Below are 22,330 nucleotides of genomic sequence, written 5' to 3' on the forward strand. Positions count from 1 at the left end.
AATCAGCCTCTTACTCAGCCTTTCCGTCACAGCCGCAAACTTTCATACGGGCCATTACAAGCTCTTTCACAGCTGCAATTCCAGCCTTGCCATATGCCTTAGGATCAAATACCTTCTCATCCTCAAGTGTCTCTCTGACAGCCTTGGAGTATGCTGCACGAAGCTCGGTGGCAAAATTAACCTTACAGATTCCTCTCTTTACGCAATCCATAACATCCTCATCGCTAAGGCCGGAAGCGCCATGAAGAACCAGAGGAATATCTACAACTTCACGAATTTCACTTAAACGCTCCTTATCAAGAACAGGAGTTCCCACATAGAAGCCATGTGCTGTGCCGATTGCTACCGCAAGAGAAGTAACGCCGGTGCGCTCTACAAATTCTCTGGCTTCCTGTGGATCGGTATTGGTATCTGCAACTGCAACCAGGTCGTCTTCCTTACCACCTACCTTACCAAGTTCTGCCTCGCATGGGATTCCCATAGAAGCTGCTACGTCAGCCACCTTCTTGCTCACCTCAATGTTTCCTTCATAATCCAGCTTAGAACCGTCAATCATCACGGAAGTATATCCAGCCTTCAGAGCCTTCATGGCGAGATCAAAGCTACTGCCGTGGTCAAGGTGCAGGCAAACCGGAACGGAAGCCTTTGCAGCTTCTGCTGCAACGATTGCCTGATAGGTCTCAAGAGTGCCATATTTAATAGTAGATGGAGTAGTCTGGATCATAACAGGTGCTTTCAACTCCTCAGCTGCCTGAATGATCGCTTTCACCATCTCCATATTCTCTGCATTAAACGCACCCACTGCGTAACCGCCCTGCTGAGCCTTCAACAACATTTCCTTAGATGTAACAAGTGGCATATTCTCCTCCTTCTGCCTGCTGATACAGGCCGTGAATCTTCTGTTTTTTGAGAAACCGAAACGTTTCTGTTTTAGTTCATATTAACTCTTTTCCAAATTTCTGTCAACAGTAAATATTTCATCTTTTTGCGTAAAATTTTACCTTGAAAAATCCAGCAAAGAAAGGTAACTTATAGAGTAGAATACTTTCGGAACCGGTATCAGTTTTTATAGATTACTGTGCCAGATTTCTGAGAAAGAACGAAGGGAGAATATATTATGTTAAAAGGAATTCCAGAAATACTTTCACCACAGCTTTTAAAAGTTTTATGCGAGATGGGACACAGCGACCGCATCGTTATCGCGGACGGCAACTTCCCAGTAGAATCAATGGGTAAAGATGCAATTGTTGTTCGCTGCGACGGACATGGAGTTCCAGAACTTCTGGACGCTATCCTTACTGTTATCCCTCTTGATTCTTATGTAGAGAAACCAGTTACCCTGATGGAAGTTATGCCTGGCGATCCGGTAAAAACTCCAATCTGGGATACATACAAAGAGATTGTTTCCAAACATGATGAACGTGGCGCCGAGGCAGTTGGAAATATCGAGCGTTTCGCATTTTATGAAGAGGCAAAGAAAGCATATTGTATTATCGCTACAGGTGAGAAAGCTGTTTACGCAAACGTTATGCTTCAGAAAGGTGTTGTTATCAACAAGTAATTTTTTATTTCAGCTAAAAAGCTCCGTCGGATTCCCGGCGGAGCTTTTATTATTCATGTTTATTATGATTCACTATTTTTTCCTTTTTTCTTAAGAAGCCAGATTACCACTGCAATACCAATGATAATAACTACAACCAGAATCCAGATAACAGAACTCATTCCTTTATCTGTGCTCTCCACATTTTCGCTGGACGCTTCCTGTTCTGCACTTTCTGAAGGAGCAGCTGTTACTGCTGCCTCTTCTGTAGGCGCAATAGTCTCACTTGGCTCCGGGGTGGGCGTACTTGTCTCAGTTGGTTCCGGAGTAGGAGTACTTGTCTCAGTCGGCTCCGGGGTAGGAGTGCCAGCCTCAGTTGGCTCCGGGGTAGGAATACTTGTCTCAGTTGGTTCTGAAGCTGCAGTTGCTTTCTCAGTAGGTTCCGGAGCAGGAGTACTCGTCTCAGCTGGCTTCGGAGCAGGAGTACTTGTCTTCTCAGGCTTCGGGGCAGGAGTGCCTGTTGGCTCTGTCTCCACATCACTGATGTCTTTGCCTTCGGTACCTGCTTTTCCAACTTCAGAAGTATTCTCTCCATCCTGAACAGATTGGGAACCGTCTTCCGCTTCTTTCTCAGTTTCAGGAACAAGTTCTACTGTACTCTCTTCCGTATTGGTGGCTTCTGCAATATTTACCCAGCCAGAAACATCACCAGCCTCTGTGTGTCCCCAGATACCATCTTTACCAGTATCTACTTCTGTATCAATATATAACTTCTCACCATTCGCTATATTACAGCCTCCGGAAACTGTGCCGTACTTTTTCCCAGGTCCTTTATACAAGCAAACGGAACCGTTGTCCTTAGCATTCACTGTAATACTGTAATTCGCATCCTTGCTTCCGTATAAGGCAAGCTCTGATGCCACTGCCTCGGCAAGAGTGGCCGGCTTCAGATAATTCTCTTCCAAGAAACCAAACATGCCATGAAGCTGAGCATATACCCATACCATTCCAGCTTCATCTGTGGTCTCTCCTTCTACATGAATCGCAGTTCCATTAGGAATCAGCTCATCATTCAGCTTCGGGCTGGAAGCATCTGCCTCTGAATACATGTCAACACCGCCATCAGGCGATTCTACAATCATATAGTAATCTGTTTTGTAATCTACCTGCTGTGTCTTTCCCGCATCTGCAAAAACTCCCACAGTCATACCAAAAGTAAGAAGCACAGCCAGCAGCATTCCCAGCTTTTTCTTCATATATATCCTCTTTTCCCTCTTGTATACATTTTTCGTTACTGTTTACTGATAACATTCCGCGAGGTATTTTTGTGAACGGAATGAGCAGTAACCATTTTTCTGCTTTTCATTGTAACACACCAGGAAAAACTTGCAACCATTTTTCTCATATTTTCCCATTATTTTACAGCAACAGTTACTATTCACCGGAAAGGTTCCGCGAGGTGTTTTTATAAACAAATTTCACAGAAAAACCGGGAACCTGGCATGAAATCATGCGAATGTATGTCCGATAAAGGTTCCCAGACAGTAAAAGAGCGAGACAAAAGTCCCGCTCTCTCTCAGCTTTCCTTCATTGTCCTGAGGGAGTGAAAGAAAGCAGTTAAGTTATAAAAAGCTAATTATTTATAAAGAGGTCCATAGTTCTTGCAAGCTCTGAAATCTGCACCCTCTTTATCCATTCCAAATGCATTCCAAGCAGCCGGACGGAAGATATCAGTTTCCGGTACATTGTGCATGCAAACCGGAATTCTCAGCATAGAGCACATTGTGATCAGATCAGCACCAATATGTCCATAAGAGATTGCGCCATGGTTAGCGCCCCAGTTATTCATAACATCATATGCACTCTTGAATGCACCATCCTTGCCATCGCATCTCGGTACGAACCATGTGCATGGCCATGTATAGTCAGTACGTTTCCAAAGTGTATCAGATACAGCCTCTGGAAGCTCTACTGTCCAGCCCTCTGCGATCTGAAGAACCGGTCCAAGTCCTTTTACAAGGTTCAGACGGATCATAGTTGCCGGCATAGTAGCTCTTGTCTCAAATCTGGAGGAGAATCCGCCGCCACGGAAGTATCCGTTATCAGCTGCATTCCAGGTAGTAGCCTTCATGATGGCTTTCTGATCTTCTTCTGTAACGTTCCACCACTCTTTCATAACGCCTTCGCCGTTCTCATCCTTAACAACACCGGAAGCGTCAAGACAGCATGCACCAGAGTTGATCAGATGGATAATACCATCGTTCTCTTTTGCAACACCTTCAAGATCATATCCTGTAACTCGTTTAACAGCATTTGCGCTCCAGTATGTACGAACATCTGCAAACATCTGAGCACGTCCGGTAAGGAGTTTCATGAACAGCATTCCCAAACCGTTGAGAACATCATTCTCTGTAGCAAGGATGTATGGCTCTCTTGCGCCATCCCAGTCAAAGGAAGTATTCAGCATAGCCTCTGCGAAGTCACCATTCGGATAGAAATCAGTCCACTGTCTCTGTCCCTGGAAGCCAGCTGCAATCGCATTGTGTCCGATTGCTTCCTCTGAGAACTTCGGATCAAGGTTATCGCATCCATTCATAAGCTCTTTAATAATAACAGCCATCTTAACTACAAACTCAAACTGCTCTTCTTTCTGCTCCTCTGTCATCTGAAGTTCCGGTGGGTTCTTGTCAAAGCCGATGGTGCAGTTTTCTTTTGCCCATTTCATAGCTCTGTCAAATTCTTCATGATCATAGATGCCTTCTGTCATACGACGGATAATTTCAACCTCATCAACAGATTCAACACGCATTCCAAGATAGGACTCGATGAAATCAGGATCGATAATAGATCCGCCGATACCCATTGTAACGGAACCGATCTGCAGCCATGATTTGTTTCTCATAGTTGCAACAGCAACAGCTGCACGACCGAATCTTAACATTTTTTCTTTAACATCTTCTGGCATCTCTGTGTCATCAGCATCCAGAACTTCGTGTCCGTAGATACCGAATGCCGGAAGACCCTTCTGTGCATGTGTAGCAAGAACGGAAGCCAGATAAACAGCTCCTGGTCTCTCAGTAGCATTGAATCCCCAAACAGCCTTGATGGTCTGTGGATCCATATCCATTGTCTCTGCACCGTAGCACCAGCAAGGTGTAACTGTTACAGTGATATCAACACCTTCATGTCTGAACTTGTCTGCACAAGCAGCTGCCTCACCAACGCGTCCGATTGTGGTATCAGCGATAACAACCTTTACAGGCTCACCATTTGAATATTTTAAGTTTGCCTCATATAATTCCTTAACGGACTTAGCCATATTCATGGTCTGCTCTTCCAGAGATCCTCTTACGTCGAGTGCTCCTCTACGTCCGTCAATAGTCGGTCTGATACCGATTACAGGGTAGCTTCCGATTAATCTGCTCTTTGCCATAGTAGTTTCATACCTCCTGTTATAAATATAAATTAAATTGTTCGTAACTGTTCAGCATTTCGTAATTGCCTGCTGAATAATTACAATAGCTTTCTTAACTCTGTTTCAGGCACTCTGCCTGTGTGCCGCTGATTTGAAAATCTATTTTTTCTCTCAGCCTCTTATATTTCACATTATAAGATTGATTCCGGAAAATTACTTGTGATATAATAGCAAATAATAGTACAATATTCACCTTTTCTGTAGAAACAATAAAATTTCTATAAATTCTTGACTGGAGGAAAAATTTTGCAGATTATTGATCAGAACGAAGACCGTCCGCGCGGCACTTATGAGTTTCCTTTTGAGTTTCATCATATTGATGAAAACCATCCCCGCTACATTATGTCTTATCACTGGCATGTAGAATATGAAATCATTCGCATTCTTTCCGGCGAATTCACCGTCACTTTAGATGAAAAAAGTTTTAAAGCGACCCAGGGCGATGTAATTTTTGTCCACAGTGGAATTTTACATTCCGGAATTCCTGTGAATTGTGTCTATCAGTGCATTGTATTTGACATGAACGTATTTCTGAAGCTGAATTCCGTATGCGCTGATTATATCCAGAAAATCGTACATCAGGATATTTTGATTTTCCACCATTTTGACAATCGCTATCCGGACGTTCTAGGTATCGTAAATTCACTTTTTCACGCTATGGAGGAAAAAAAGACAGGGTATGAGCTTTCTGTAATCGGACAATTTTACCACTTTTTTGGTATTGTTTTTGGTAATCATTACTATCTGGACAGCCAGCCCAAAGCACGCCGGGATTACAAACGAATTCTGCAGTTGAAACAGGTTGTGGAGTTCATTGAAAAGAACTATGCTTCTCCCCTTACCCTTAGTCAGTTATCCGAATCTGTTTCCATGTCACCTAAGTACTTCTGCCGTTTTTTTTCTGAGATGACCCATCAGACACCTATGGATTATCTGAACCGACAGCGTATTGAACAGGCCTGTTATGAACTGTCCACTACAGGTGATTCCATTACTGATATTGCTTATCGAAATGGTTTCAATGATTTGAGTTATTTCATCCGTACATTCAAAAAGTATAAAGGAACTACACCAGGTAAATATAATAAAAGCTGATACTATACTGCTATGAAAATAATTGACAGCGGTGATTTTTACCGGGCGGGCATTGGCCTGATGTCCGCCCTTTTCTCTTACTGCTTCAGATATGTAGAAGATATGAGTTGTTCGCCGTAAGAAAGACGACAGAGAATGATTCCCGCATTTTTGCAGGCTATGGCAACGCATTTTTGCGCACTCTTTTGCTGTACAGACGCGAAAAGGCAGATGTTTACTGTTATTTTGATATACATGCCGATTTTTTTCCAGAATGGTCTCTTATTCCAGGACCCTTATGCAGGTTGCCTTCAAGTAAATGGATGATGGAATTGCTGCTGATCAGGCAGATTAGCCCATGGCAGAAAACTGTCCGCACATACTGCTGCAGAACGCCGCAGAAAATCAGAAATTGTTTTTCTCTTTCGTTTCTTTTATTCTAACAAAAGCCGACCACCATTACAACGAAATTCGGTCGTAAAATTCTCCCATAATTCGACACTTAAATGATAAATTTTATCTGTAGCTGGAGTTTTCTTTTGTCTGAAACGTGCTATAATATTTCTAATTAGAAATAACTAACACAAGTACGACGAAAGGAATCTGTTGAATCATGGGAAGATGTTATCATTTATCAAAAACTGTTACGGAAGACCTGGCAAATAAAATCATAAAAGAACTGACAGAGCGAGGCGATGTGAAACACGCCAGAATCTCCGCTGACGGACGTTATCTTTATGTGGATACCATTGACGGAGAATTTTCCGTGGTAATGTATTCAGCAGTAAATATCTGCAGCCGTATTGCAAACTGCGAGCTGTCCTTTGTGAAATTTGATTACACAGCTTAAAGTCTGCAGATTGCGGGAATGATTTTTCAAACAGGCTCCAGTACCGCTTCTTCTGAAAACATACCGACAGGTCATTTATGGCAAATCTATTAAGAAAAGGAGATTAAATTATGCAGCAGATTACATTAAAAATAGACGGAATGATGTGTGGAATGTGTGAATCCCACATTAACGAAAGTATTCGTAATAACTTTTCTGTAAAAAAAGTCACCTCGTCCCATACAAAAGGAGAGACGGTTATCCTTACAGAAAATGATCTTGATGAAGCAAAGCTGAAAGAGACCATTGATAAAACAGGTTATAAACTGCTTTCTGTCTCAAAAGCTCCTTACGAAAAAAAGAAAGGCTTTTTCTCTTTCCTGAAAAAATAGCCTTTCTCTGTCATAATCCTTGTACTATATTCCAACTACAATATCTCCGGTAATACGGACAATGCATATTCTGCCAGGCTGTGATCTTCCTCTCCTGTGCCGCCGCTTATACCAAGACCTCCGATAATCGTATCTCCGGATTTCAGCGGCACACCGCCTCCGAAAATCACGATCTTTCCACCATCCATCTTATCTACGCCATAAAAGGTTCCGCCTGGCTGGGCAAGTTTGGATAATTCCATGGTGGACATCTTCACCGCAACAGAAGTATAAGCTTTTTTCAAAGCGACATCAAAGCTTACCAGAAATGCTCCGTCCATTACATGAACGGCAATTGGATTTCCTTCCGGACCGCAAACTGCAATCACTGCTTTCTTACCGCGGCGAAGGGCTTCCTGTTCGATTTTCCCGATCAGCTTCTTCGCTCCATCCAGTGTAATCTTATTCTGCATACCCATGCGGCGCAGTACTGCCTGGATTACAGCTTCGTCTACAGAATCAGAGGTACTAGATATGAGAGAATTTTCAACTTTCGTATCCACGCTCACGCTTCCTCCTGCCACTTTCTCAGTTCCACTTGCATGTAGTTCCGTATTTTCAGAAGATGCGTCAGTTTCTAAAGACTCTGACGTACCCATCTTCTGACCTGCCGCCTTCGCTTCTTCATAGCGTGCAAGCACATACAGATAGTCTGCCAGACGGTTCATATATTTCTTGCTTCCTGTGTCAGAACCAAACTTTACACTTACAGCCGCAAGATCACGCTCCGCTCTTCTGGCTACAGCCCAAGTCACATCAATCTCAGCAGACAAGCGACATGCCCCAGGTAAAGAAGACTCCTTCGGCATATGAAAAAGCCCCGTCAAACGGTCAATCTCTTCCTCTAAAAGCTCTGTCTTGTCATCATTGATCTTATACTCTCTATTATATGGATCTGCTACTCCTGCATCAATTCTGATCAGATTTCCCTGGATCTTCTCCAGAAAACGAATGGTATCTCCATCTCTGATCAGGGTTTTCAACACTCCAATATGGCAGGAAAGTTCATCTATGGTTCCCTCCAGCTGGATTCGGTCATCCGCTTTGGAAACGTTTTTCGTATGGACAAGATTGGTAGTTCCCTTGTCACCATTCTTTGTATAAATACTCATACGACTTTCTCCTGACATTTTACCCATCCGGCAAAATGGATTTTATTATGCACCAATACACTGAATATAAGACAATATCTGTGCAAAAACAGGAAATAATGTTACTGTTCACTCCGTTCACAGTAACGCGCTTCGCGATGCACAGAAATCATGCATTCGCATGATTTCGCGCCGCAATTCTCGGGTTTTCTGTGAACTTTGTTCACAAAAAACACCTCGCGGAACGTTACCAGTGAACAGTAACGAAATAATCCACATTATCTTACATTCACTACATTAGTTATAAACAGACTCTGGACAAATAACCGCAATTCCACCGTATCTGTCCAAAGTCTCTTATATGTTACCGGGCACAAAGTGAACAGCAACTCTTAAATTCATTAAAATGACCACAATTTCTTGTAGATCTTCACAATATCCTCTTTCGTTGGTACTCTTGGGTTGGCAGTTGTGCAGGCATCAGCAAGCGCCAGATTTGCCATTTTGTCAATTGCTGCAAAATACTCATCCTCAGAAATAGTTCCCATTTCTTTAATTGTAAGCGGAATATTCATTTCCTTCTGCATAAACTGAATCCAGTTTACAAGAGATCTTACAGACATTACTTTGTTATAGTTACTCAGTCCAAGAATATGTGAAATATTGGCATATCGCTTTACTGCCGGAAGATATTCCTGTTGGCTTCTGCTGTGTTTGTTGATATTTGCATTAAATTCAACAATATGCGGAAGCAGCATTGCATTGGCACGTCCATGAGGAATATGAAAAATAGCTCCCAGCTGATGTGCCATGCTATGTGTGATTCCAAGTCCTGCAGCATTAAAAGAAAGTCCGGCAAGACAGGAAGCTACATGCATTTTCTGACGGGCATGCATATCGCCGCCGTCAAGGTATGCTCTTAACAGAAAGACTCCGCAGATTTCAATTGACTTTTCTGCAAGAGCAGATGAAAATTCATTGTGATTGATACTTACATAAGACTCAATTGCATGAGTCAGTACATCCATACCTGTATCTGCTGTGATAGAAGGCGGAACGCTCTTTACCAGTTCCGCATCCAGAATTGCCTCATCAGCTGTAAGGCTGTCTGAGATCAGCGGATACTTCACATGATTATCTGTATCATTTACAACTGCAAAAGAGGTAACCTCAGATCCTGTACCACTGGTAGTAGGAATTGCAATAAGACCTACTTTGCCATAATTGTTGATCTTCAGGGCAAACTCACGGATTGCCTTGGAAGAGTCAATTGCAGAGCCGCCTCCGACAGCTACTACAACCTCCGGCTGATACTCCAGGAACTTCTTTACACCTTCTGCGATTTTTCCTACCGGTGCATCCGGCACAACATCACTGAATACTTCAAACTCCTTGCCACCGCGTCTCAATGGGTCTGTGATCAGCTCGATCATTTTCCCTTTTGCGATGAATGGATCTGTGATCACCAGAACTTTTTTGTATGGCAGTTCTGCCAGTCTATCCAGGGCATTGTCACCAAAATGGATGACTGTTTTCATTTCAAAAGTTTTCATAATTCAATGCTCCTTTATTGCAGCTTTCTTTTGTAAGCAGAAAGCTTCTATCGGACAGATTCCGGATATCTGCACTCCACGCCCTCTTCTTCAAAAAGCTTCAGCCATTTTTCAGAAGGCTTCGCATCTGTCACGACGATATCAACATCCCGCAATCTTCCGGCAACGGAAAATGCGGTCTGGTCAAATTTCGTATTGTCCACAACCAGGATTTTCTTACGTCCTGAATCCAGCATTGCTCTCTTTGCTGTTCCAAAAGCTTCCTGTGATTCCATTATTCCCCAGTTCTCATCAAGAGCCTTACAGGAAAAAATAACGGTATCTACAAAATAAGAGCGAATGACTTCTTCTGTCCGGGATCCAAGGAAAGCCAGATAGCCTTCCTTCATCATCCCACCTGTGGAAATAATATTCCATCCTGACACATCTGCCAGTTCCAGAAGGATCTCCATGGAATTGGTGATCACAGTCAGACGCTCCTTCTCTTTTAATGCCTTTGCCACAAACACTGCAGTAGTGCTGGCGTCCAGAAGCAGATGTTCCCCGTCATGCACAAGAGAGGCTACAATTTCCGCCATCTTCTGTTTCCCAACTACATTCTGATTCTTGCGCACATTAAAAGGGAGATCAATGCTCACATCTTCATTGATCACAGCTCCGCCATAGCTTTTAATGGCAAGCCCTTCCTTCTCCAGCTTGTCCAGATCCCGTCGGATGGTTTCCTCAGAGACTCCGTATAACTGGCTCAGTTCACTTACTACTACGCGCTTCTCATTCTGTAATTTCTCAAGGATCAGATTCCGTCTCTCTAACGCAAGCATGTTCAGGTCCCCTCCGCGTTCATTTTATTGGTCAGACCAGAATTACAGAAGGCTGTCGATCATTCTCTTATCCGGATGTGCAATAACAGAGGAATCCAGATACATGCCTTTTTCAGCAACAAGCTCTTTCGCTCTGTCGATTGATGCGGATACAGCAGAAACCTCACCAGTGATCATCATGTAGGATTTTCCGCACATACCTTTTGCAATACGAAGCTCGATAAGATCTACAATTGCAGTCTTTGCAGCCTGATCTGCAGCCTCAATAATGGAAGCTGCATCATATGTTTCAAGAATTCCCAGCGCACTGATCTCCTCAACCTGAGTAGTTCCATAAATAGCCGGGAAAAGAGACTCGTGCGGATTACCCAGTACAAAACTGTCAATGCACTTGTCCTCATATGTTGTTACAGCTGTATCTACGGCAGCTTTTACCGCACTGAGATCACCGGTAATAATTGCAATATATTTACCCGGACACACGGTCTGCGCCTCAACGATTTCTACATCAGATGTCTTAACCATTGCATCTGCTGCAGTAACGCCGGTAGCTGTAGTTTTGAATTCAATCATTCCGATTGCTTTACTCATTTTCTGCACGTCCTTTCTAATTCTTTGCAACTACGATCCAGCGGTCTGTCACCTCGGTAACTTTACCGGAGATGGTTGCATGGATACCAACACTTAAGCCCTGGGCAGGAGAAGCGATCATCTGACCTCTTGTCACCTGATCTCCAACTTTTACAATTGCCTGAGCAGGTGCTCCGATATGCTGGCTAAGAAGAATTTTAACCTTTGGAATATCAACCAGTGTCTCGTCCATCGGTGCGTCCTTGTCATATTTTGTAAGACCAAGACGTGCCATCAGGCGTTCTTCCGGAACCTTGCGGTATTCTCGGGATTCCTTAACTGGTACTGGCTGTACTCCCTGAGGAGGACGAATACCTGCCTTACGAAGTCCGCCCTTCATGTCTGCAAGAAGTGTTCTTGGAGCAAGGCTCTGAGGACATGCATACATCTCACAAACGCCACAGGAGCTGCAGAAGCTTGCATTGATGTATGGATTAACATCTCTGAAATCCTGATTGGAAGCTGCACGCATGAAGCGGGCTGGATCAATCGGATGTCCCAGATTGTTACGTGGGCAAAGATCTGTACAAGTATTACACTGGCAGCAAATAGATGCTGCACGTTTTAAATCTATAGCAGAAGTCCGCATCTTCTTCTGTACGATTAAATGGTCTTTTGGCAGAACCAGAATCGCATTTGTTGTCTTCGTCACAGGGTCAGAACCTTTTCCGATTCTTCCCATCATCGGTCCACCAATAAAGTAAACCGGGTCTTTTACAGTAGTTCCGCCTGCCTGGGCAACAACATCATCCATAGTACATCCAAGAGGTACTTTTACAGTTACCGGATGATTTACCTCAGCTACAACAGACACATATTTGGCTGTTACAGGCTCTTTTTTCTCTACTGCCTGGTATATATTATACAATGTCTCTACGTTAAACACAGCAACTCCCTGCTCAATAGGAAGTCCGCCAGGTCTTACAACTCTACCAGTTGCTTCGTAGATCAGTACAACCTCATCTCCCATCGGATACACTTCATCCAGAAGGTGGATGCGCATTCCCGGGAACTCTTCGATATGCTGTTTCAGAGCATTTACTGTCTGAACATAAGATTTTTTGATTCCAATAATGGCCTCAGAAGCTCCAACTGTTTCCTGAACCATATGGAAGGTTTTCATTATTTCGTAAGCGTGCTTCTCTAATAACTGTCTGTGTAATTTCAGTAAAGGTTCGCACTCTGCACAGTTCATAAGAATGGTATTTGCTTTATCTGTCAGCTTCATGTATGTAGGGAATCCTGCACCGCCGGCACCAACTACACCATTCTCCTGTATAATATTCTGTAATTCTTTGATATCCATGGCGTTACTCCAATCCTGCACCGTCATCAACGATACCTACAATGGCGGCATCTACCGGTGCTGTTTCTACGCCGCAGCCAATTCTTGCCGCGCTTCCTTGTGCCACCAATACATATTCTCCGATTCCTGCACCGATAATATCGATCGCAACAATCTGACTGAGGTCACCTTTCATGTGATGAACCGGTTCCACGATCATAAACTTATTGCCGATCAGCTTTTCGTTTTTTCTTGTGGAAACAACGCTTCCTACTACCTTGCCAACTATCATGTGAACCTCCAAATTTTATATCAGTTCAGCCATGCATCTGTCATTTTCAGAACCAGCATGGCTGAACACTTTATTTTAGTAATGAGGAAATGATTTCCAAAACATTACTTTATAATTGTAACTGTATTGCCTGTGGCAATTTTTGCTGCATTTGCTTCATCTGTATCAATGTGCATCTCCAGTGTAAAGCTGTCGTCTACACGGATCTTCACCTGATTGAAAATGGTTCCTCTCTCATTGTCTGCTTTAACAGATACGATATCTCCATCCTTCACACCGGCTGCCTGAGCATCCTTCGGGGACATGTGAATGTGACGCATTGCTACGATACATCCCTCTTTCAGATAAATCGCACCTTTCGGTCCGACAATTGCAATAGGAGCACTTCCCTTAACATCTCCAGACTCACGCACCGGTACTTTCATACCAAGCTTGATTGCGTCTGTAGCTGATACTTCAACCTGTGAAGCCTTGCGGACCGGTCCGAGAATACGTACATTCTCAATTGCACGGAGCTTCAGTCCAACGATAGTTACTGTCTCATTGGAGGCAAACTGTCCGCCCATCAGCTCTTTCTTCTTGGTGAGCTGATATCCTGGTCCAAATAAAGCTTCAACATGTTCCTGCGTCAGGTGGATATGTCTTGCGGAAACTCCGATGGGCACCATGAAGCCATTGCCTTTTTCTTCTTTTTTATTGAGAGCATCCAGTACCATTCTGGTAATCAGCTCAACATTATTGGTTTCCAAAAGTACACCTGCTTTCTTCCTGAAATTCGGTAATGTCTGCCATAGCAGACATTATAAAAGTAAGGAGCATCCATGAATTCGCTCATGCAAGCACAGCTCATTCATGGCTGCTATCTGGGACTTTTATATTATTTCAGAACTGGAAGGATTTTCTCAACATCTGTATGAGGTCTCGGAATTACGTGTGTAGCTACAAGCTCTCCAAGTCTGGATGCTGCTGCGCTTCCGCTCTCTACTGCAGATTTAACTGCTCCAACATCTCCACGAACCATAACAGTTACAAGACCGGATCCGATCTTCTCTGTTCCAACTAATGCAACGTTAGCTGCTTTGCACATCTGGTCAGCTGCCTCGATAGCTGCTGTAAGTCCTCTGGTTTCTACCATTCCTAATGCTTCCTGTGTCATGATTTTTTCCTCCTTATGAATTGCTGGTTTCTCAGCTTCTGTATGTTTGGTTTCTGTAATCTCGTTGTCAGCTGCAGTGGTCTTCGGCTCTTCGGCCTTTACTTCTGCTGCTTTTGCTCTGGTTGTTCTGGCCGTTCTTCTCGGAGCGGCTGCCTTTTTAGGGGCTGTTTTTTTCGCTGTCTCTTTCTTTTCTTCGTCAGCCATTATTCATCCCCCTTTTTCTTTCTCCATCGACTTGCGCTAAGCTCCACCATTTTGACGATTTCCTCATGGGGATTGGCAATTACTGCATAGCTTGCCGGTTTCTTGATGGCATTTGTTGCTGCCGCTTCCACAGCTTCTGTAACAGCTGCCACATCGCCTTGTACAATAATGGTCACCAGTCGTCCGCCCAGCTTACGCTCCCATGACGCCAGCTCAACGTCTGCCGTTTTACACATAATGTCCAGGGCATCCATGGCCGCTACAACACCTGTGATTTCAATAAAACCATATGATTTACTCATGAGCGAACTCCTTATAGTTCATTAGATGCTTGGAAGGATTTTCTCCACATCTGTATGAGGTCTTGGGATTACGTGTGTAGCTACAAGCTCTCCAAGTCTGGATGCTGCTGCGCTTCCACTCTCAACTGCTGCCTTAACAGCTCCGACATCACCGCGAACCATAACAGTTACAAGACCGGATCCGATTTTCTCTGTACCAACCAGTGTAACCTCTGCTGCTTTTGTCATTGCATCTGCTGCCTCAATTGCAGCTGTAAGTCCTCTGGTTTCTACCATTCCTAAAGCTTCCTGTGCCATGATGAATTCCTCCTGATATATCTCGACTTTTCAAGTACGCTCCAGCGTACTTGCTGTGAGGTACCTGCCATGCTCCGCATGACTTTGTTCGTTTTTATTATAGACTTAAATTCACTGGTTAGCAATCATTAATCCTTATCCAGTGCGCTGATTTTCAGCATTTTTTGTGTACCGGGTTCCGGATTTGGTATTACGTAGTGCTGTACCACACCGGTCATACTCTCTGCTACTCTGATTCCAGCTTCTACAGCCTCTGTTACATCAGAAACGCTTCCGCGGAACTTGATGCAGACAAGGAGCGGTACCGGCAGACTGTCCGCATTTGCAGGTTTATTTTTATCAAAAACCTCCAGATGGACATTTGCTGCCTTGCAGCCGGCGTCGGCCGCCACAAACGCTGTTGCCAGTCCGAACACCTCCAAGATTCCTACAGCTTCTGCCATCTTGATTCTCCTTTATCCGGCAATTATTTATTTACAACTGCGATCTTAAGACCGGTCATTGCAAGGTTCTTCTTTAATGCTTCATTGATCTCCTCAAGCGGATACTTGTCTGTAATCAGCTCAGACATTGGAAGTCCGATTGCGTTTGCTCTCTTAAGGAAGTCAAATGTTGTAACGTAATCTCTTAAGGTGTATACCCAGGAGCCTACGATTGTGATCTCTTTGGAGCAAATGTCAAAATGCGGGTTGATTGTAGCATCTCCACCATTGATGAAGAAACCAAGCTCGCAAAGACCACCGCCGTTACGAATAAATTTGTAGATGTTTGCATGAGCAACAGGTGATCCTGTACACTGGAATGCAAAGTCTGCAAGATGTCCGCCAAACTGATCTTTAACAGCTTCAGAAAGTGCTTCGATTCCTTTGTGCTCCATGAAGTTTACGCTCATGGTAGCGCCCATTTTCTTAGCGAAATCAAGACGCTGCTGATTTCCATCTACAGCACAGATGTTCTCGATACCCATGGTACGAAGAACTGCAATACAGATCAGACCGATTGGTCCGCATCCCTGTACAACAACTCTGCTGTTGAAACGAAGGATACCAGTTGTTTTTGCTCTCTCAACTGCATGTACAAGAACTGCACATGGCTCGATCAGGATACGGGAATCCAGATCAAGATCACTTACGTTGAAGAATGTGCTTCCGAACTCTCCGCCTCTGATAAAGATGTAATCAGAGAACCATCCGTTAAGATGAATGTCATCATCTGGAAGAAGTCCGTATACGTCAGCTCCGCCAACGTTTTTCTTGTTCAGGTCGAACATAGTGATCTCCGGATCATCCTTGAAGATCATACAGGTAACAACTTTGTCACCGATCTTAACCGGTTTTCCAGCTGTATCAGTCTTAACATTTTTACCCATGGCAACGATCTCACCAGTTCCCTCATGTCCAAGTGCAACCGGGATCAGGTTGAATGGGTCTCTCTTGAATTCGTGAGCATCAGTACCGCAAACGCCGCAGCCTTCTACTTTAACAAGGATATCGTCATCACCAAGTGCCGGAATCGGGTACTCTTTAATATCAAAATGCTCTTTTTCAGTAAGTACTGCAACGTGTGCAGTTTTCGGGATTGCGCCTGCCGGTGCTGCAGCTGGTGCAACTGGTGCTGCTGATGCAGAAGCTGCCGGTGCTGTTCCAGCCATTCCAGCAAGAACCTGTTTTACGATTTCTTCGATATTTACGTTATTCATGTCCATTTTTATGTTTCCTCCTGTCAGCGAATGCAAAGGCTGTCTGCCATTACGCAGCGTCTTCTCTTGGTGAATGTACTTGCACTTGTAAGTCCTTCACCAGTACGGCTTGCGATTGTGAATGTACAGTAACCTTCTCCGCCGAATCCAAGTGCTGCATAGGAAGGTGCATTCTTAACAAGGATTGCGGTGTCGATTGCTTTCGCATATTTGGTGATATTGTCAATGTTCTTGGAATGAATGTGTGCAGAGTGGCGGTTGCCATGCTCAAGCCATACAGCCTGCTCTACTGCATCATCAAAATCTTTTGCCCTTACAACGCCAAGGATCGGCATCATAAGCTCTGTAGCGATAAGTGGATGTTCCTTCGGTCCTTCAAATACGATGCAGCGGATATTTGCAGGAGCATTTACTCCGATCATGGAAAGTAATGTTCTTGCGTCACGTCCAACGCATTTACGGTTCAGCTTGCCGCCTGCAAGAACAACTGCTGTAAGTTTATCCTGCTCTTCTTTGGAAGCAAGGTAACAGTCATTCTCACTTACCAGATAATGCATAAGCTCATCTGTAATAGAAGCAACTGCTACGATTTCCTTCTCTGCGATACACGGAAGGTTGTTATCGAATGTACATCCGTTTACGATATCCTGAGCAGCTTTTCTTACATCTGCTGTCTCATCTACAACTGCCGGAGGATTTCCTGCGCCAGCGCCGATTCCACGTTTTCCAGAGGAAAGGACTGCTGTTACAACGCCAGGACCGCCTGTTGCTGCGATAAGCGGGATATCTTTATGTTTCATCATGATGTTGCTTGTCTCTAATGTAGGTTTCTCTACTGTAACTGCGATATTGTCCGGACCGCCTGATTCCAGGGATGCTTCGTTCAGAAGGTTAATCGCATAAATAGATGTTTTGATTGCTGCCGGATGTGGGTTAAATACAACTGTATTTCCGCCTGCCAGCATACCGATCGTATTACACAGAATGGTCTCACTTGGATTCGTACACGGAGTGATCGCTCCGATCACACCAAATGGTCCCATCTCGATCAGAGTAAGTCCTCTGTCGCCTGACCAAGCTGTAGTGCTGAGATCTTCTGTGCCTGGGGTCTTGTCTGCTACCAGATGGTGTTTCAGGATCTTATCTCCTACATTTCCCATTCCGGTCTCATCAACGCCCATACGAGCAAGGATTTCTGCATTTTCTTTTGTTTTTCTTCGAATGCAGGTAATAATTTTTTCTCTCTGGTCCAAGGACATTTTCCGAACGATCTTCTGAGAAGCTTTCGCTGCCTCAATGGCTTCGTTCATATCTTTGAAAATTCCATGTTTACCGGCCGGAGCGTCTGCAATCTGCATTTTCGCCATAACTTCCTGTACAATATCCTGTACCATGCTCTCGCTGATTGGCATGAGATTGTTCCTCCTTAACAATTGCCCGCAGCTGCCTGATTCTCTCACAGCTGCGGCCTTTATATTTTCTGATTATTTCAGTCCTAACTGAGCCATAACCTGTTTGGTGATCTTAGCTACTAACTCTGCATCTGCATTAGCTGTATCTGCTGCCGGAGCATCGCAGTTGCCGCCAACGAAATCATACTGATATCCTGGGAACTGTTTATAGTCTTCGTTGTGACATGCACCACCGCAGTTATGGCAGTTCATGCCATCTTTGTTCTGGCAAAGGCTTGCCGGATGTTTTCCAGGCATACCGAATTTACGACGGATCTCATAAAGTTTCTTAATGTTCTCTTTATCAAATTCCTTCGGGCCTCCAAGAAGTTTGCTCTGATACAGAAGCTGTGCATAGAATTCTACGGACTCCATCTTCATGTATGCAGCGTTCAGGTCTGTGCTCCAGGTAAGAGCTCCGTGGTTCTCAAGAAGAACTGCATCGAAATATGGAAGATATTTCTCAAGGTTATCCGGAATCTCCATTGTAGAAGGTGTACCATACTCAGCGATCGGAACACATCCAAGAGCGATAACTGCCTCTGGCATGATTGGCTGTGTAAGCGGAATACCGGCAATAGCAAAAGATGTTGCATAAATTGGATGAGCATGTACAACAGATCCTACATCAGGTCTCTTCTCATATACTCTCATATGCATCTTGATCTCAGATGATGGTTTGAATCCCGGGTTAGCCTGAAGAACATTTCCTTTGGCATCTACTTTACAGATGAACTCTGGGGTCATGAAACCTTTGGATACACCAGTAGGTGTGCAAAGGAACTCGTTGTCATTCAGTTTTACAGAGATGTTTCCATCATTTGCTGCAACCATGTTGCGGTTATAGATTCTTCTTCCGATGTCGCAAATCTGTTTTTTGATTTCGTATTCGTTTACCATGCTTTTTTCCTCCTTAAGCACATTCAGGTGCGGTGGATTATGTATGTTATAGTACCGCACCGGGTAACTTATCATGGCTAGGCATAGCTAGCCTGTTACTTTTTTGGTTATGTTGTAAGTTTACACCATTCCACATTATAAGTCAAGGTTTTTCCGTTGTTTTATGTTGTTTTATGTGGATTTTTTTCTAGATTGCTATGTTGTTTTTCGTGGTTTTACTGTTTTTCCCCATTTGGCAAGTATTTTCTAATTCACAAGATCAGAGGCATCTTTTTCCCACGGCATTACATCGCCATCTTCCCTGAGATATTCCAAAATCTCCGGAATGCCCTCCTGCTGCCTGGAGTCTACATAAAAGATTTTTTTACAGCCGGCAAGCTCCAGCCAGGACGTGGCAAGTTTTACATTTGCATCCGGATTGTGTATTTTGGTAACAATTCCAATTACTTCACGGTTGGCCATACAGGTAATGCAAGGTGGAAAAAGGCAATAAGGTTCCGTGGCAGATACCAGCAGACCTACTACATCTGATTCATATGTATACAACGCCAGGGCGTGTCCCAGACCTTTCGTCTGGGCATACTCTCCTGGCGTATCTACGATCACATCAAAATTATTTACATATTGTGTTTTATGATAATGTATTTTTTCACCACGCAGGGCCTGGGTCAAAGTAGTTTTTCCAGCCTCGCTACGACCGATCAGAACAAGTTTCTTCATATTCTGTCAGGTCCTTGTAATGGGGCATAAAGTAAAGCCCAGTTTATTTCCCACATAATCCAGAATTGCACTGGTAGAAGCTTCTACTTCCGACACAGTACCTGTGATGATCAGGCTTCCGCTGAAACGGTCAACAAACCCCAGTTCAATGCCAGATGATTTCATCGCAATATCTGCCATAATGATAGCAGTTTCTGCCGGACTTACAGTCATGATCCCAATGGCCGCTCTTGAGTAGTCCAGCGACGGATCAAGGCCCAGCTTGGTGTAAAGAATCTTATCTGGATTGGCAATGATATGTGCCAGGGAAATCTGCTTGCCTGGCACAAGCTCCTGTACAATTCTCTGTTTCATTTCCGGAGACATATTATCTGTGTATCCCATTTTCTCCTCCTGAATAAAGAGTTTTTATTTTCTGATTTGATTATACCTTTCTGATTTCCAAGTGTCAACAAAAAGCAACACTTCTCTGCATGTGATGTGTGGTTTTTCTTGTACTGCAATGTTGTTTTTATTTGTTTTCTCTGTTTTTTCTTATTTATGATTGACATGTTTTTTGCCCTCTGGCATACTAAAGTTAACTGTAAATGGCTTTTCAAAACACTTTTATAGTGAAATTACCAGCTGCATATATTCACGTAATCTTGACTAGGAGATGATTTTATGTATCTTTCTGATATACACACACATTCTATTGCCAGCGGACACGGCACGACCTGCACCATCAGCGACATGGCAAAGGCTGCTTCTCAAAAAGGGCTGAAGCTTCTTGGAATCACAGACCACGGACCAGCCACTCTGGCTGCAGGAACTTCTTCTTATTTTCGAAGCCTGATCTATTCGCCAAGGAAGCGTTTCGACGTGGAATTATTATATGGAATTGAACTGAATATTCTGGATACCGATGGAAAAACAGATCTGCCACAGGAGCTTCTTGATAAGCTGGACTACGCAATTGCCAGCATGCATTGTCAGAATTTCCGTCCTAAGACCAGGGAAGAAAATACTGCTGCTTTTCTGAACGTAATGAAGAATCCGGTTATAAAGATCCTGGGACACATTGATAATCCCCAGTATGACATAGATTACGACGCAGTTGTAAAGGCTGCCGGTGAAAACGGTGTTCTCCTTGAGATCAACGAAGCTTCCCTGGCACCTTACGGATATCGGGGCGATACCCATGCCAACTGCGCGCAGATCCTGTCCTGCTGCCGGAAGTATCTGGTTCCAATCGTGCTTTCCAGTGACAGTCATGGAACAGAGCATATTGGAGACTTCACTTATGCCGCTGATTTCGTTCATAATGCTATGTTTCCAGAGGGTCTGATTCTCAACAACCAGATTCCGAAATTAAAGATGCTGTTAAGCATACGATAAAAAGGATCCAGCTTGCAGAATTCCAATGGAATTTTGCGTTACGCAAAAACTCTCCGAGAAATATAAATACGTAAGCTTAACTTCGTATATATTCCGGAGAGTTTTTTATACTTATTTCTTTGATTACTCATTTTCATTTTTATGATCTGCTTCTCTTACTTTCTGCATCATCGCAGCAAGTTCCTGATATTTTCCTGTCACATAACCGTAGTTTTTCTTCTTATGAGGTAGCTGACAATTCGTACAATCTTTAAATCCCTTCTCATTATATTTGAAATTTCCGCCGCATTTGTCTCCAAGTGCATAAAGCGGGCAATAGCAGAACAGACAGTTAAAGTCCTCTGGATCAGCTCCTTTATGGCATGGAAAATATTCACATTTCTTATGGCTGAAATAAGCGTATTCTTTGTCTTCCCAATATTTTTTCTCCATATTTCTCTCCTTATCTCATACAACTCAAAACAAAATATTCTTTATATTCTATTTCGTAATGCACAAAAATCAAATGATAAAAATGACTCCCGCTTACAGGAATAGAATATTGCCAGAGCGTGTTTAAAAAAGGCTTTCTGCAAGATGTGCGTCACACTCTGCAGGAGATTACGGAATAATTCTACAAACAGGCTCAGGAAAAGTGTAAAAAAAATACCGCATATGCGGCTTCTGAATCATCGTAATTTAAGAGGGAGCGATGCTACTCCGGGGTAGAATATGATCCGTTCATATATACGCGGAGGGAACGGTTTCATCCGAAGTAGTATCGCCTGCCATTTAATCTGTATAATTCTTCTGAACAGGCGATCATTCCATAAAAAATGTCCACTCACAAAAGCGGACAACATCTCAGGGCTGCGGATTCCCCAAAACTGGTTGTTACACTTTCATCGGAAGTTTAACCTCGCCATACCAAGCAGGTTTCCTGGCTCCAGGATCATCACATCCTCTCTCCTTCTCATGCGCAAGCACAATGGACTATGAGATTCGCTCCTCTGTTACAGTGACCGGATCGCTCAGGTTTCTCACCTGATTCCCTCTTTCTGCCAGCTTATAGCTGTCAGCACTTAATATGTTCACTATGGAATTATACTGACACCATAGTACCACCGGTCACTGTCTTTGTCAACCCTTTGAAAAGATTTTTGTTATTTTTTATGAACCATTTATGATAATGTCCTAATATACCACAAAGGAAAATGTCCCAAT

At 43.5% G+C, this 22,330-nt stretch carries 25 protein-coding genes and 1 riboswitch; of the genes, 5 read left to right on the forward strand and 20 right to left on the reverse strand.

Annotation, left to right across the window (positions count from 1 at the left end; all coding sequences use genetic code 11):
* Positions 1-10: 10 nt before the first annotated feature.
* Positions 11-859: a class II fructose-bisphosphate aldolase gene (locus LIZ66_RS14930; protein ID WP_173717930.1), complete on the reverse strand. Its 849-nt coding sequence runs from the start codon at positions 857-859 to the stop codon at positions 11-13.
* A 258-nt stretch (positions 860-1,117) separates the two neighbouring features.
* Between LIZ66_RS14930 and LIZ66_RS14935 the strand changes: the two genes are divergently transcribed.
* Positions 1,118-1,561 (forward strand): RbsD/FucU family protein, encoded by a 444-nt coding sequence (locus LIZ66_RS14935; protein ID WP_118577760.1) that lies wholly within the window; start codon positions 1,118-1,120, stop codon positions 1,559-1,561.
* A 62-nt stretch (positions 1,562-1,623) separates the two neighbouring features.
* Here the strand turns inward: LIZ66_RS14935 and LIZ66_RS14940 are convergent, their stop codons facing one another.
* A complete protein-coding gene (locus LIZ66_RS14940) occupies positions 1,624-2,796 on the reverse strand; it encodes a hypothetical protein (RefSeq protein WP_227200976.1) in 1,173 nt (390 codons plus the stop codon).
* Between the two features lie 380 nt (positions 2,797-3,176).
* Positions 3,177-4,973, reverse strand: a complete 1,797-nt coding sequence (locus LIZ66_RS14945) for an L-fucose isomerase (RefSeq protein WP_148461175.1) — start codon at positions 4,971-4,973, stop codon at positions 3,177-3,179.
* A gap of 288 nt (positions 4,974-5,261) precedes the next feature.
* On the opposite strand from LIZ66_RS14945, the gene LIZ66_RS14950 reads away from it, so the two are divergent.
* The 3 genes from LIZ66_RS14950 to LIZ66_RS14960 all read left to right on the forward strand — a co-directional run bounded on the left by LIZ66_RS14950 (position 5,262) and on the right by LIZ66_RS14960 (position 7,310).
* Positions 5,262-6,110, forward strand: a complete 849-nt coding sequence (locus tag LIZ66_RS14950; RefSeq protein WP_227200975.1) for an AraC family transcriptional regulator — start codon at positions 5,262-5,264, stop codon at positions 6,108-6,110.
* A gap of 592 nt (positions 6,111-6,702) precedes the next feature.
* Positions 6,703-6,939 carry a hypothetical protein gene (locus tag LIZ66_RS14955; protein ID WP_148461173.1) on the forward strand — a complete coding sequence of 79 codons (237 nt, stop codon included), beginning with the start codon at positions 6,703-6,705 and terminating at the stop codon, positions 6,937-6,939.
* A gap of 110 nt (positions 6,940-7,049) precedes the next feature.
* Complete coding sequence (locus LIZ66_RS14960) at positions 7,050-7,310, forward strand: heavy-metal-associated domain-containing protein (RefSeq protein ID WP_148461172.1); 261 nt, start codon at positions 7,050-7,052, stop codon at positions 7,308-7,310.
* Between the two features lie 35 nt (positions 7,311-7,345).
* Here the strand turns inward: LIZ66_RS14960 and LIZ66_RS14965 are convergent, their stop codons facing one another.
* The 16 genes from LIZ66_RS14965 to LIZ66_RS15040 form a co-directional block, all read right to left on the reverse strand.
* Entirely contained in the window at positions 7,346-8,461 is a 1,116-nt protein-coding gene (locus LIZ66_RS14965) for a cob(I)yrinic acid a,c-diamide adenosyltransferase (protein ID WP_227200974.1), read from the reverse strand.
* A gap of 380 nt (positions 8,462-8,841) precedes the next feature.
* Positions 8,842-9,993, reverse strand: coding sequence for a 1-propanol dehydrogenase PduQ (locus tag LIZ66_RS14970; RefSeq protein ID WP_148461170.1), 1,152 nt, complete (start codon positions 9,991-9,993; stop codon positions 8,842-8,844).
* A 47-nt stretch (positions 9,994-10,040) separates the two neighbouring features.
* Positions 10,041-10,814 carry a DeoR/GlpR family DNA-binding transcription regulator gene (locus LIZ66_RS14975; protein WP_227200973.1) on the reverse strand — a complete coding sequence of 258 codons (774 nt, stop codon included), beginning with the start codon at positions 10,812-10,814 and terminating at the stop codon, positions 10,041-10,043.
* A 42-nt stretch (positions 10,815-10,856) separates the two neighbouring features.
* Positions 10,857-11,405, reverse strand: coding sequence for a BMC domain-containing protein (locus tag LIZ66_RS14980; protein WP_118577770.1), 549 nt, complete (start codon positions 11,403-11,405; stop codon positions 10,857-10,859).
* A 16-nt stretch (positions 11,406-11,421) separates the two neighbouring features.
* The gene (locus LIZ66_RS14985) at positions 11,422-12,750 is read right to left on the reverse strand and encodes a 4Fe-4S dicluster domain-containing protein (protein ID WP_118577771.1); all 1,329 of its coding nucleotides are present in this window, start codon (positions 12,748-12,750) and stop codon (positions 11,422-11,424) included.
* A gap of 4 nt (positions 12,751-12,754) precedes the next feature.
* Positions 12,755-13,021, reverse strand: a complete 267-nt coding sequence (locus LIZ66_RS14990) for a EutN/CcmL family microcompartment protein (protein ID WP_117850917.1) — start codon at positions 13,019-13,021, stop codon at positions 12,755-12,757.
* A 104-nt stretch (positions 13,022-13,125) separates the two neighbouring features.
* Positions 13,126-13,770 carry a phosphate propanoyltransferase gene (gene pduL / locus LIZ66_RS14995; RefSeq protein ID WP_117850748.1) on the reverse strand — a complete coding sequence of 215 codons (645 nt, stop codon included), beginning with the start codon at positions 13,768-13,770 and terminating at the stop codon, positions 13,126-13,128.
* Between the two features lie 128 nt (positions 13,771-13,898).
* On the reverse strand, positions 13,899-14,177 hold the full coding sequence (locus LIZ66_RS15000) for a BMC domain-containing protein (RefSeq protein ID WP_005427721.1): 279 nt from the start codon (positions 14,175-14,177) through the stop codon (positions 13,899-13,901).
* Between the two features lie 203 nt (positions 14,178-14,380).
* A complete protein-coding gene (locus LIZ66_RS15005; RefSeq protein ID WP_118577772.1) occupies positions 14,381-14,683 on the reverse strand; it encodes a BMC domain-containing protein in 303 nt (100 codons plus the stop codon).
* A 21-nt stretch (positions 14,684-14,704) separates the two neighbouring features.
* Complete coding sequence (locus tag LIZ66_RS15010) at positions 14,705-14,980, reverse strand: BMC domain-containing protein (RefSeq protein WP_118577773.1); 276 nt, start codon at positions 14,978-14,980, stop codon at positions 14,705-14,707.
* 128 nt (positions 14,981-15,108) lie between these two features.
* A complete protein-coding gene (locus tag LIZ66_RS15015) occupies positions 15,109-15,423 on the reverse strand; it encodes a BMC domain-containing protein (RefSeq protein ID WP_118577774.1) in 315 nt (104 codons plus the stop codon).
* A gap of 23 nt (positions 15,424-15,446) precedes the next feature.
* Positions 15,447-16,685, reverse strand: coding sequence for a zinc-binding dehydrogenase (locus LIZ66_RS15020; protein WP_173716622.1), 1,239 nt, complete (start codon positions 16,683-16,685; stop codon positions 15,447-15,449).
* A gap of 17 nt (positions 16,686-16,702) precedes the next feature.
* Entirely contained in the window at positions 16,703-18,091 is a 1,389-nt protein-coding gene (locus LIZ66_RS15025; RefSeq protein WP_148461168.1) for an aldehyde dehydrogenase family protein, read from the reverse strand.
* A 72-nt stretch (positions 18,092-18,163) separates the two neighbouring features.
* Entirely contained in the window at positions 18,164-19,030 is an 867-nt protein-coding gene (locus LIZ66_RS15030) for a class II aldolase/adducin family protein (RefSeq protein WP_118577777.1), read from the reverse strand.
* Positions 19,031-19,276: 246 nt separating this feature from the next.
* Positions 19,277-19,750, reverse strand: coding sequence for a EutP/PduV family microcompartment system protein (locus tag LIZ66_RS15035; RefSeq protein ID WP_226836513.1), 474 nt, complete (start codon positions 19,748-19,750; stop codon positions 19,277-19,279).
* A 6-nt stretch (positions 19,751-19,756) separates the two neighbouring features.
* Entirely contained in the window at positions 19,757-20,134 is a 378-nt protein-coding gene (locus tag LIZ66_RS15040) for a BMC domain-containing protein (RefSeq protein ID WP_021924989.1), read from the reverse strand.
* A 279-nt stretch (positions 20,135-20,413) separates the two neighbouring features.
* Here LIZ66_RS15040 and LIZ66_RS15045 point away from each other — a divergent pair, with 279 nt between their 5' ends.
* On the forward strand, positions 20,414-21,127 hold the full coding sequence (locus LIZ66_RS15045) for a phosphatase (protein WP_227200972.1): 714 nt from the start codon (positions 20,414-20,416) through the stop codon (positions 21,125-21,127).
* Positions 21,128-21,250: 123 nt separating this feature from the next.
* On the opposite strand, the gene LIZ66_RS15050 is transcribed toward LIZ66_RS15045, so the two are convergent.
* The gene (locus LIZ66_RS15050; RefSeq protein ID WP_118577780.1) at positions 21,251-21,559 is read right to left on the reverse strand and encodes a cysteine-rich small domain-containing protein; all 309 of its coding nucleotides are present in this window, start codon (positions 21,557-21,559) and stop codon (positions 21,251-21,253) included.
* A 460-nt stretch (positions 21,560-22,019) separates the two neighbouring features.
* Positions 22,020-22,207, reverse strand: a riboswitch (cobalamin riboswitch).
* Positions 22,208-22,330 lie beyond the last annotated feature (123 nt).

The sequence above is a fragment of the Blautia faecis genome, from assembly GCF_020554845.1.
GTDB lineage: Bacteria > Bacillota > Clostridia > Lachnospirales > Lachnospiraceae > Blautia_A > Blautia_A faecis.

Excerpts from the sequence above, each read along its gene's own strand:
- LIZ66_RS14930 (WP_173717930.1), bottom strand. The coding sequence starts at position 859 with ATGCCACTTGTTACATCTAAGGAAATGTTGTTGAAGGCTCAGCAGGGC.
- LIZ66_RS14955 (WP_148461173.1), top strand. The coding sequence starts at position 6,703 with ATGGGAAGATGTTATCATTTATCAAAAACTGTTACGGAAGACCTGGCA.
- LIZ66_RS14970 (WP_148461170.1), bottom strand. The coding sequence starts at position 9,993 with ATGAAAACTTTTGAAATGAAAACAGTCATCCATTTTGGTGACAATGCC.
- LIZ66_RS14985 (WP_118577771.1), bottom strand. The coding sequence starts at position 12,750 with ATGGATATCAAAGAATTACAGAATATTATACAGGAGAATGGTGTAGTT.
- LIZ66_RS14975 (WP_227200973.1), bottom strand. The coding sequence starts at position 10,814 with ATGCTTGCGTTAGAGAGACGGAATCTGATCCTTGAGAAATTACAGAAT.
- LIZ66_RS15015 (WP_118577774.1), bottom strand. The coding sequence starts at position 15,423 with ATGGCAGAAGCTGTAGGAATCTTGGAGGTGTTCGGACTGGCAACAGCG.
- LIZ66_RS15050 (WP_118577780.1), bottom strand. The coding sequence starts at position 21,559 with ATGGAGAAAAAATATTGGGAAGACAAAGAATACGCTTATTTCAGCCAT.
- LIZ66_RS15005 (WP_118577772.1), bottom strand. The coding sequence starts at position 14,683 with ATGAGTAAATCATATGGTTTTATTGAAATCACAGGTGTTGTAGCGGCC.
- LIZ66_RS15030 (WP_118577777.1), bottom strand. The coding sequence starts at position 19,030 with ATGGTAAACGAATACGAAATCAAAAAACAGATTTGCGACATCGGAAGA.
- LIZ66_RS15010 (WP_118577773.1), bottom strand. The coding sequence starts at position 14,980 with ATGGCACAGGAAGCTTTAGGAATGGTAGAAACCAGAGGACTTACAGCT.
- LIZ66_RS14960 (WP_148461172.1), top strand. The coding sequence starts at position 7,050 with ATGCAGCAGATTACATTAAAAATAGACGGAATGATGTGTGGAATGTGT.
- LIZ66_RS15035 (WP_226836513.1), bottom strand. The coding sequence starts at position 19,750 with ATGAAGAAACTTGTTCTGATCGGTCGTAGCGAGGCTGGAAAAACTACT.
- LIZ66_RS14945 (WP_148461175.1), bottom strand. The coding sequence starts at position 4,973 with ATGGCAAAGAGCAGATTAATCGGAAGCTACCCTGTAATCGGTATCAGA.
- LIZ66_RS15040 (WP_021924989.1), bottom strand. The coding sequence starts at position 20,134 with ATGGGATACACAGATAATATGTCTCCGGAAATGAAACAGAGAATTGTA.
- LIZ66_RS14935 (WP_118577760.1), top strand. The coding sequence starts at position 1,118 with ATGTTAAAAGGAATTCCAGAAATACTTTCACCACAGCTTTTAAAAGTT.
- LIZ66_RS14965 (WP_227200974.1), bottom strand. The coding sequence starts at position 8,461 with ATGAGTATTTATACAAAGAATGGTGACAAGGGAACTACCAATCTTGTC.
- LIZ66_RS15025 (WP_148461168.1), bottom strand. The coding sequence starts at position 18,091 with ATGCCAATCAGCGAGAGCATGGTACAGGATATTGTACAGGAAGTTATG.
- LIZ66_RS15000 (WP_005427721.1), bottom strand. The coding sequence starts at position 14,177 with ATGACACAGGAAGCATTAGGAATGGTAGAAACCAGAGGACTTACAGCA.
- LIZ66_RS15020 (WP_173716622.1), bottom strand. The coding sequence starts at position 16,685 with ATGGACATGAATAACGTAAATATCGAAGAAATCGTAAAACAGGTTCTT.
- LIZ66_RS14990 (WP_117850917.1), bottom strand. The coding sequence starts at position 13,021 with ATGATAGTTGGCAAGGTAGTAGGAAGCGTTGTTTCCACAAGAAAAAAC.
- LIZ66_RS14940 (WP_227200976.1), bottom strand. The coding sequence starts at position 2,796 with ATGAAGAAAAAGCTGGGAATGCTGCTGGCTGTGCTTCTTACTTTTGGT.
- LIZ66_RS14980 (WP_118577770.1), bottom strand. The coding sequence starts at position 11,405 with ATGAGTAAAGCAATCGGAATGATTGAATTCAAAACTACAGCTACCGGC.
- LIZ66_RS15045 (WP_227200972.1), top strand. The coding sequence starts at position 20,414 with ATGTATCTTTCTGATATACACACACATTCTATTGCCAGCGGACACGGC.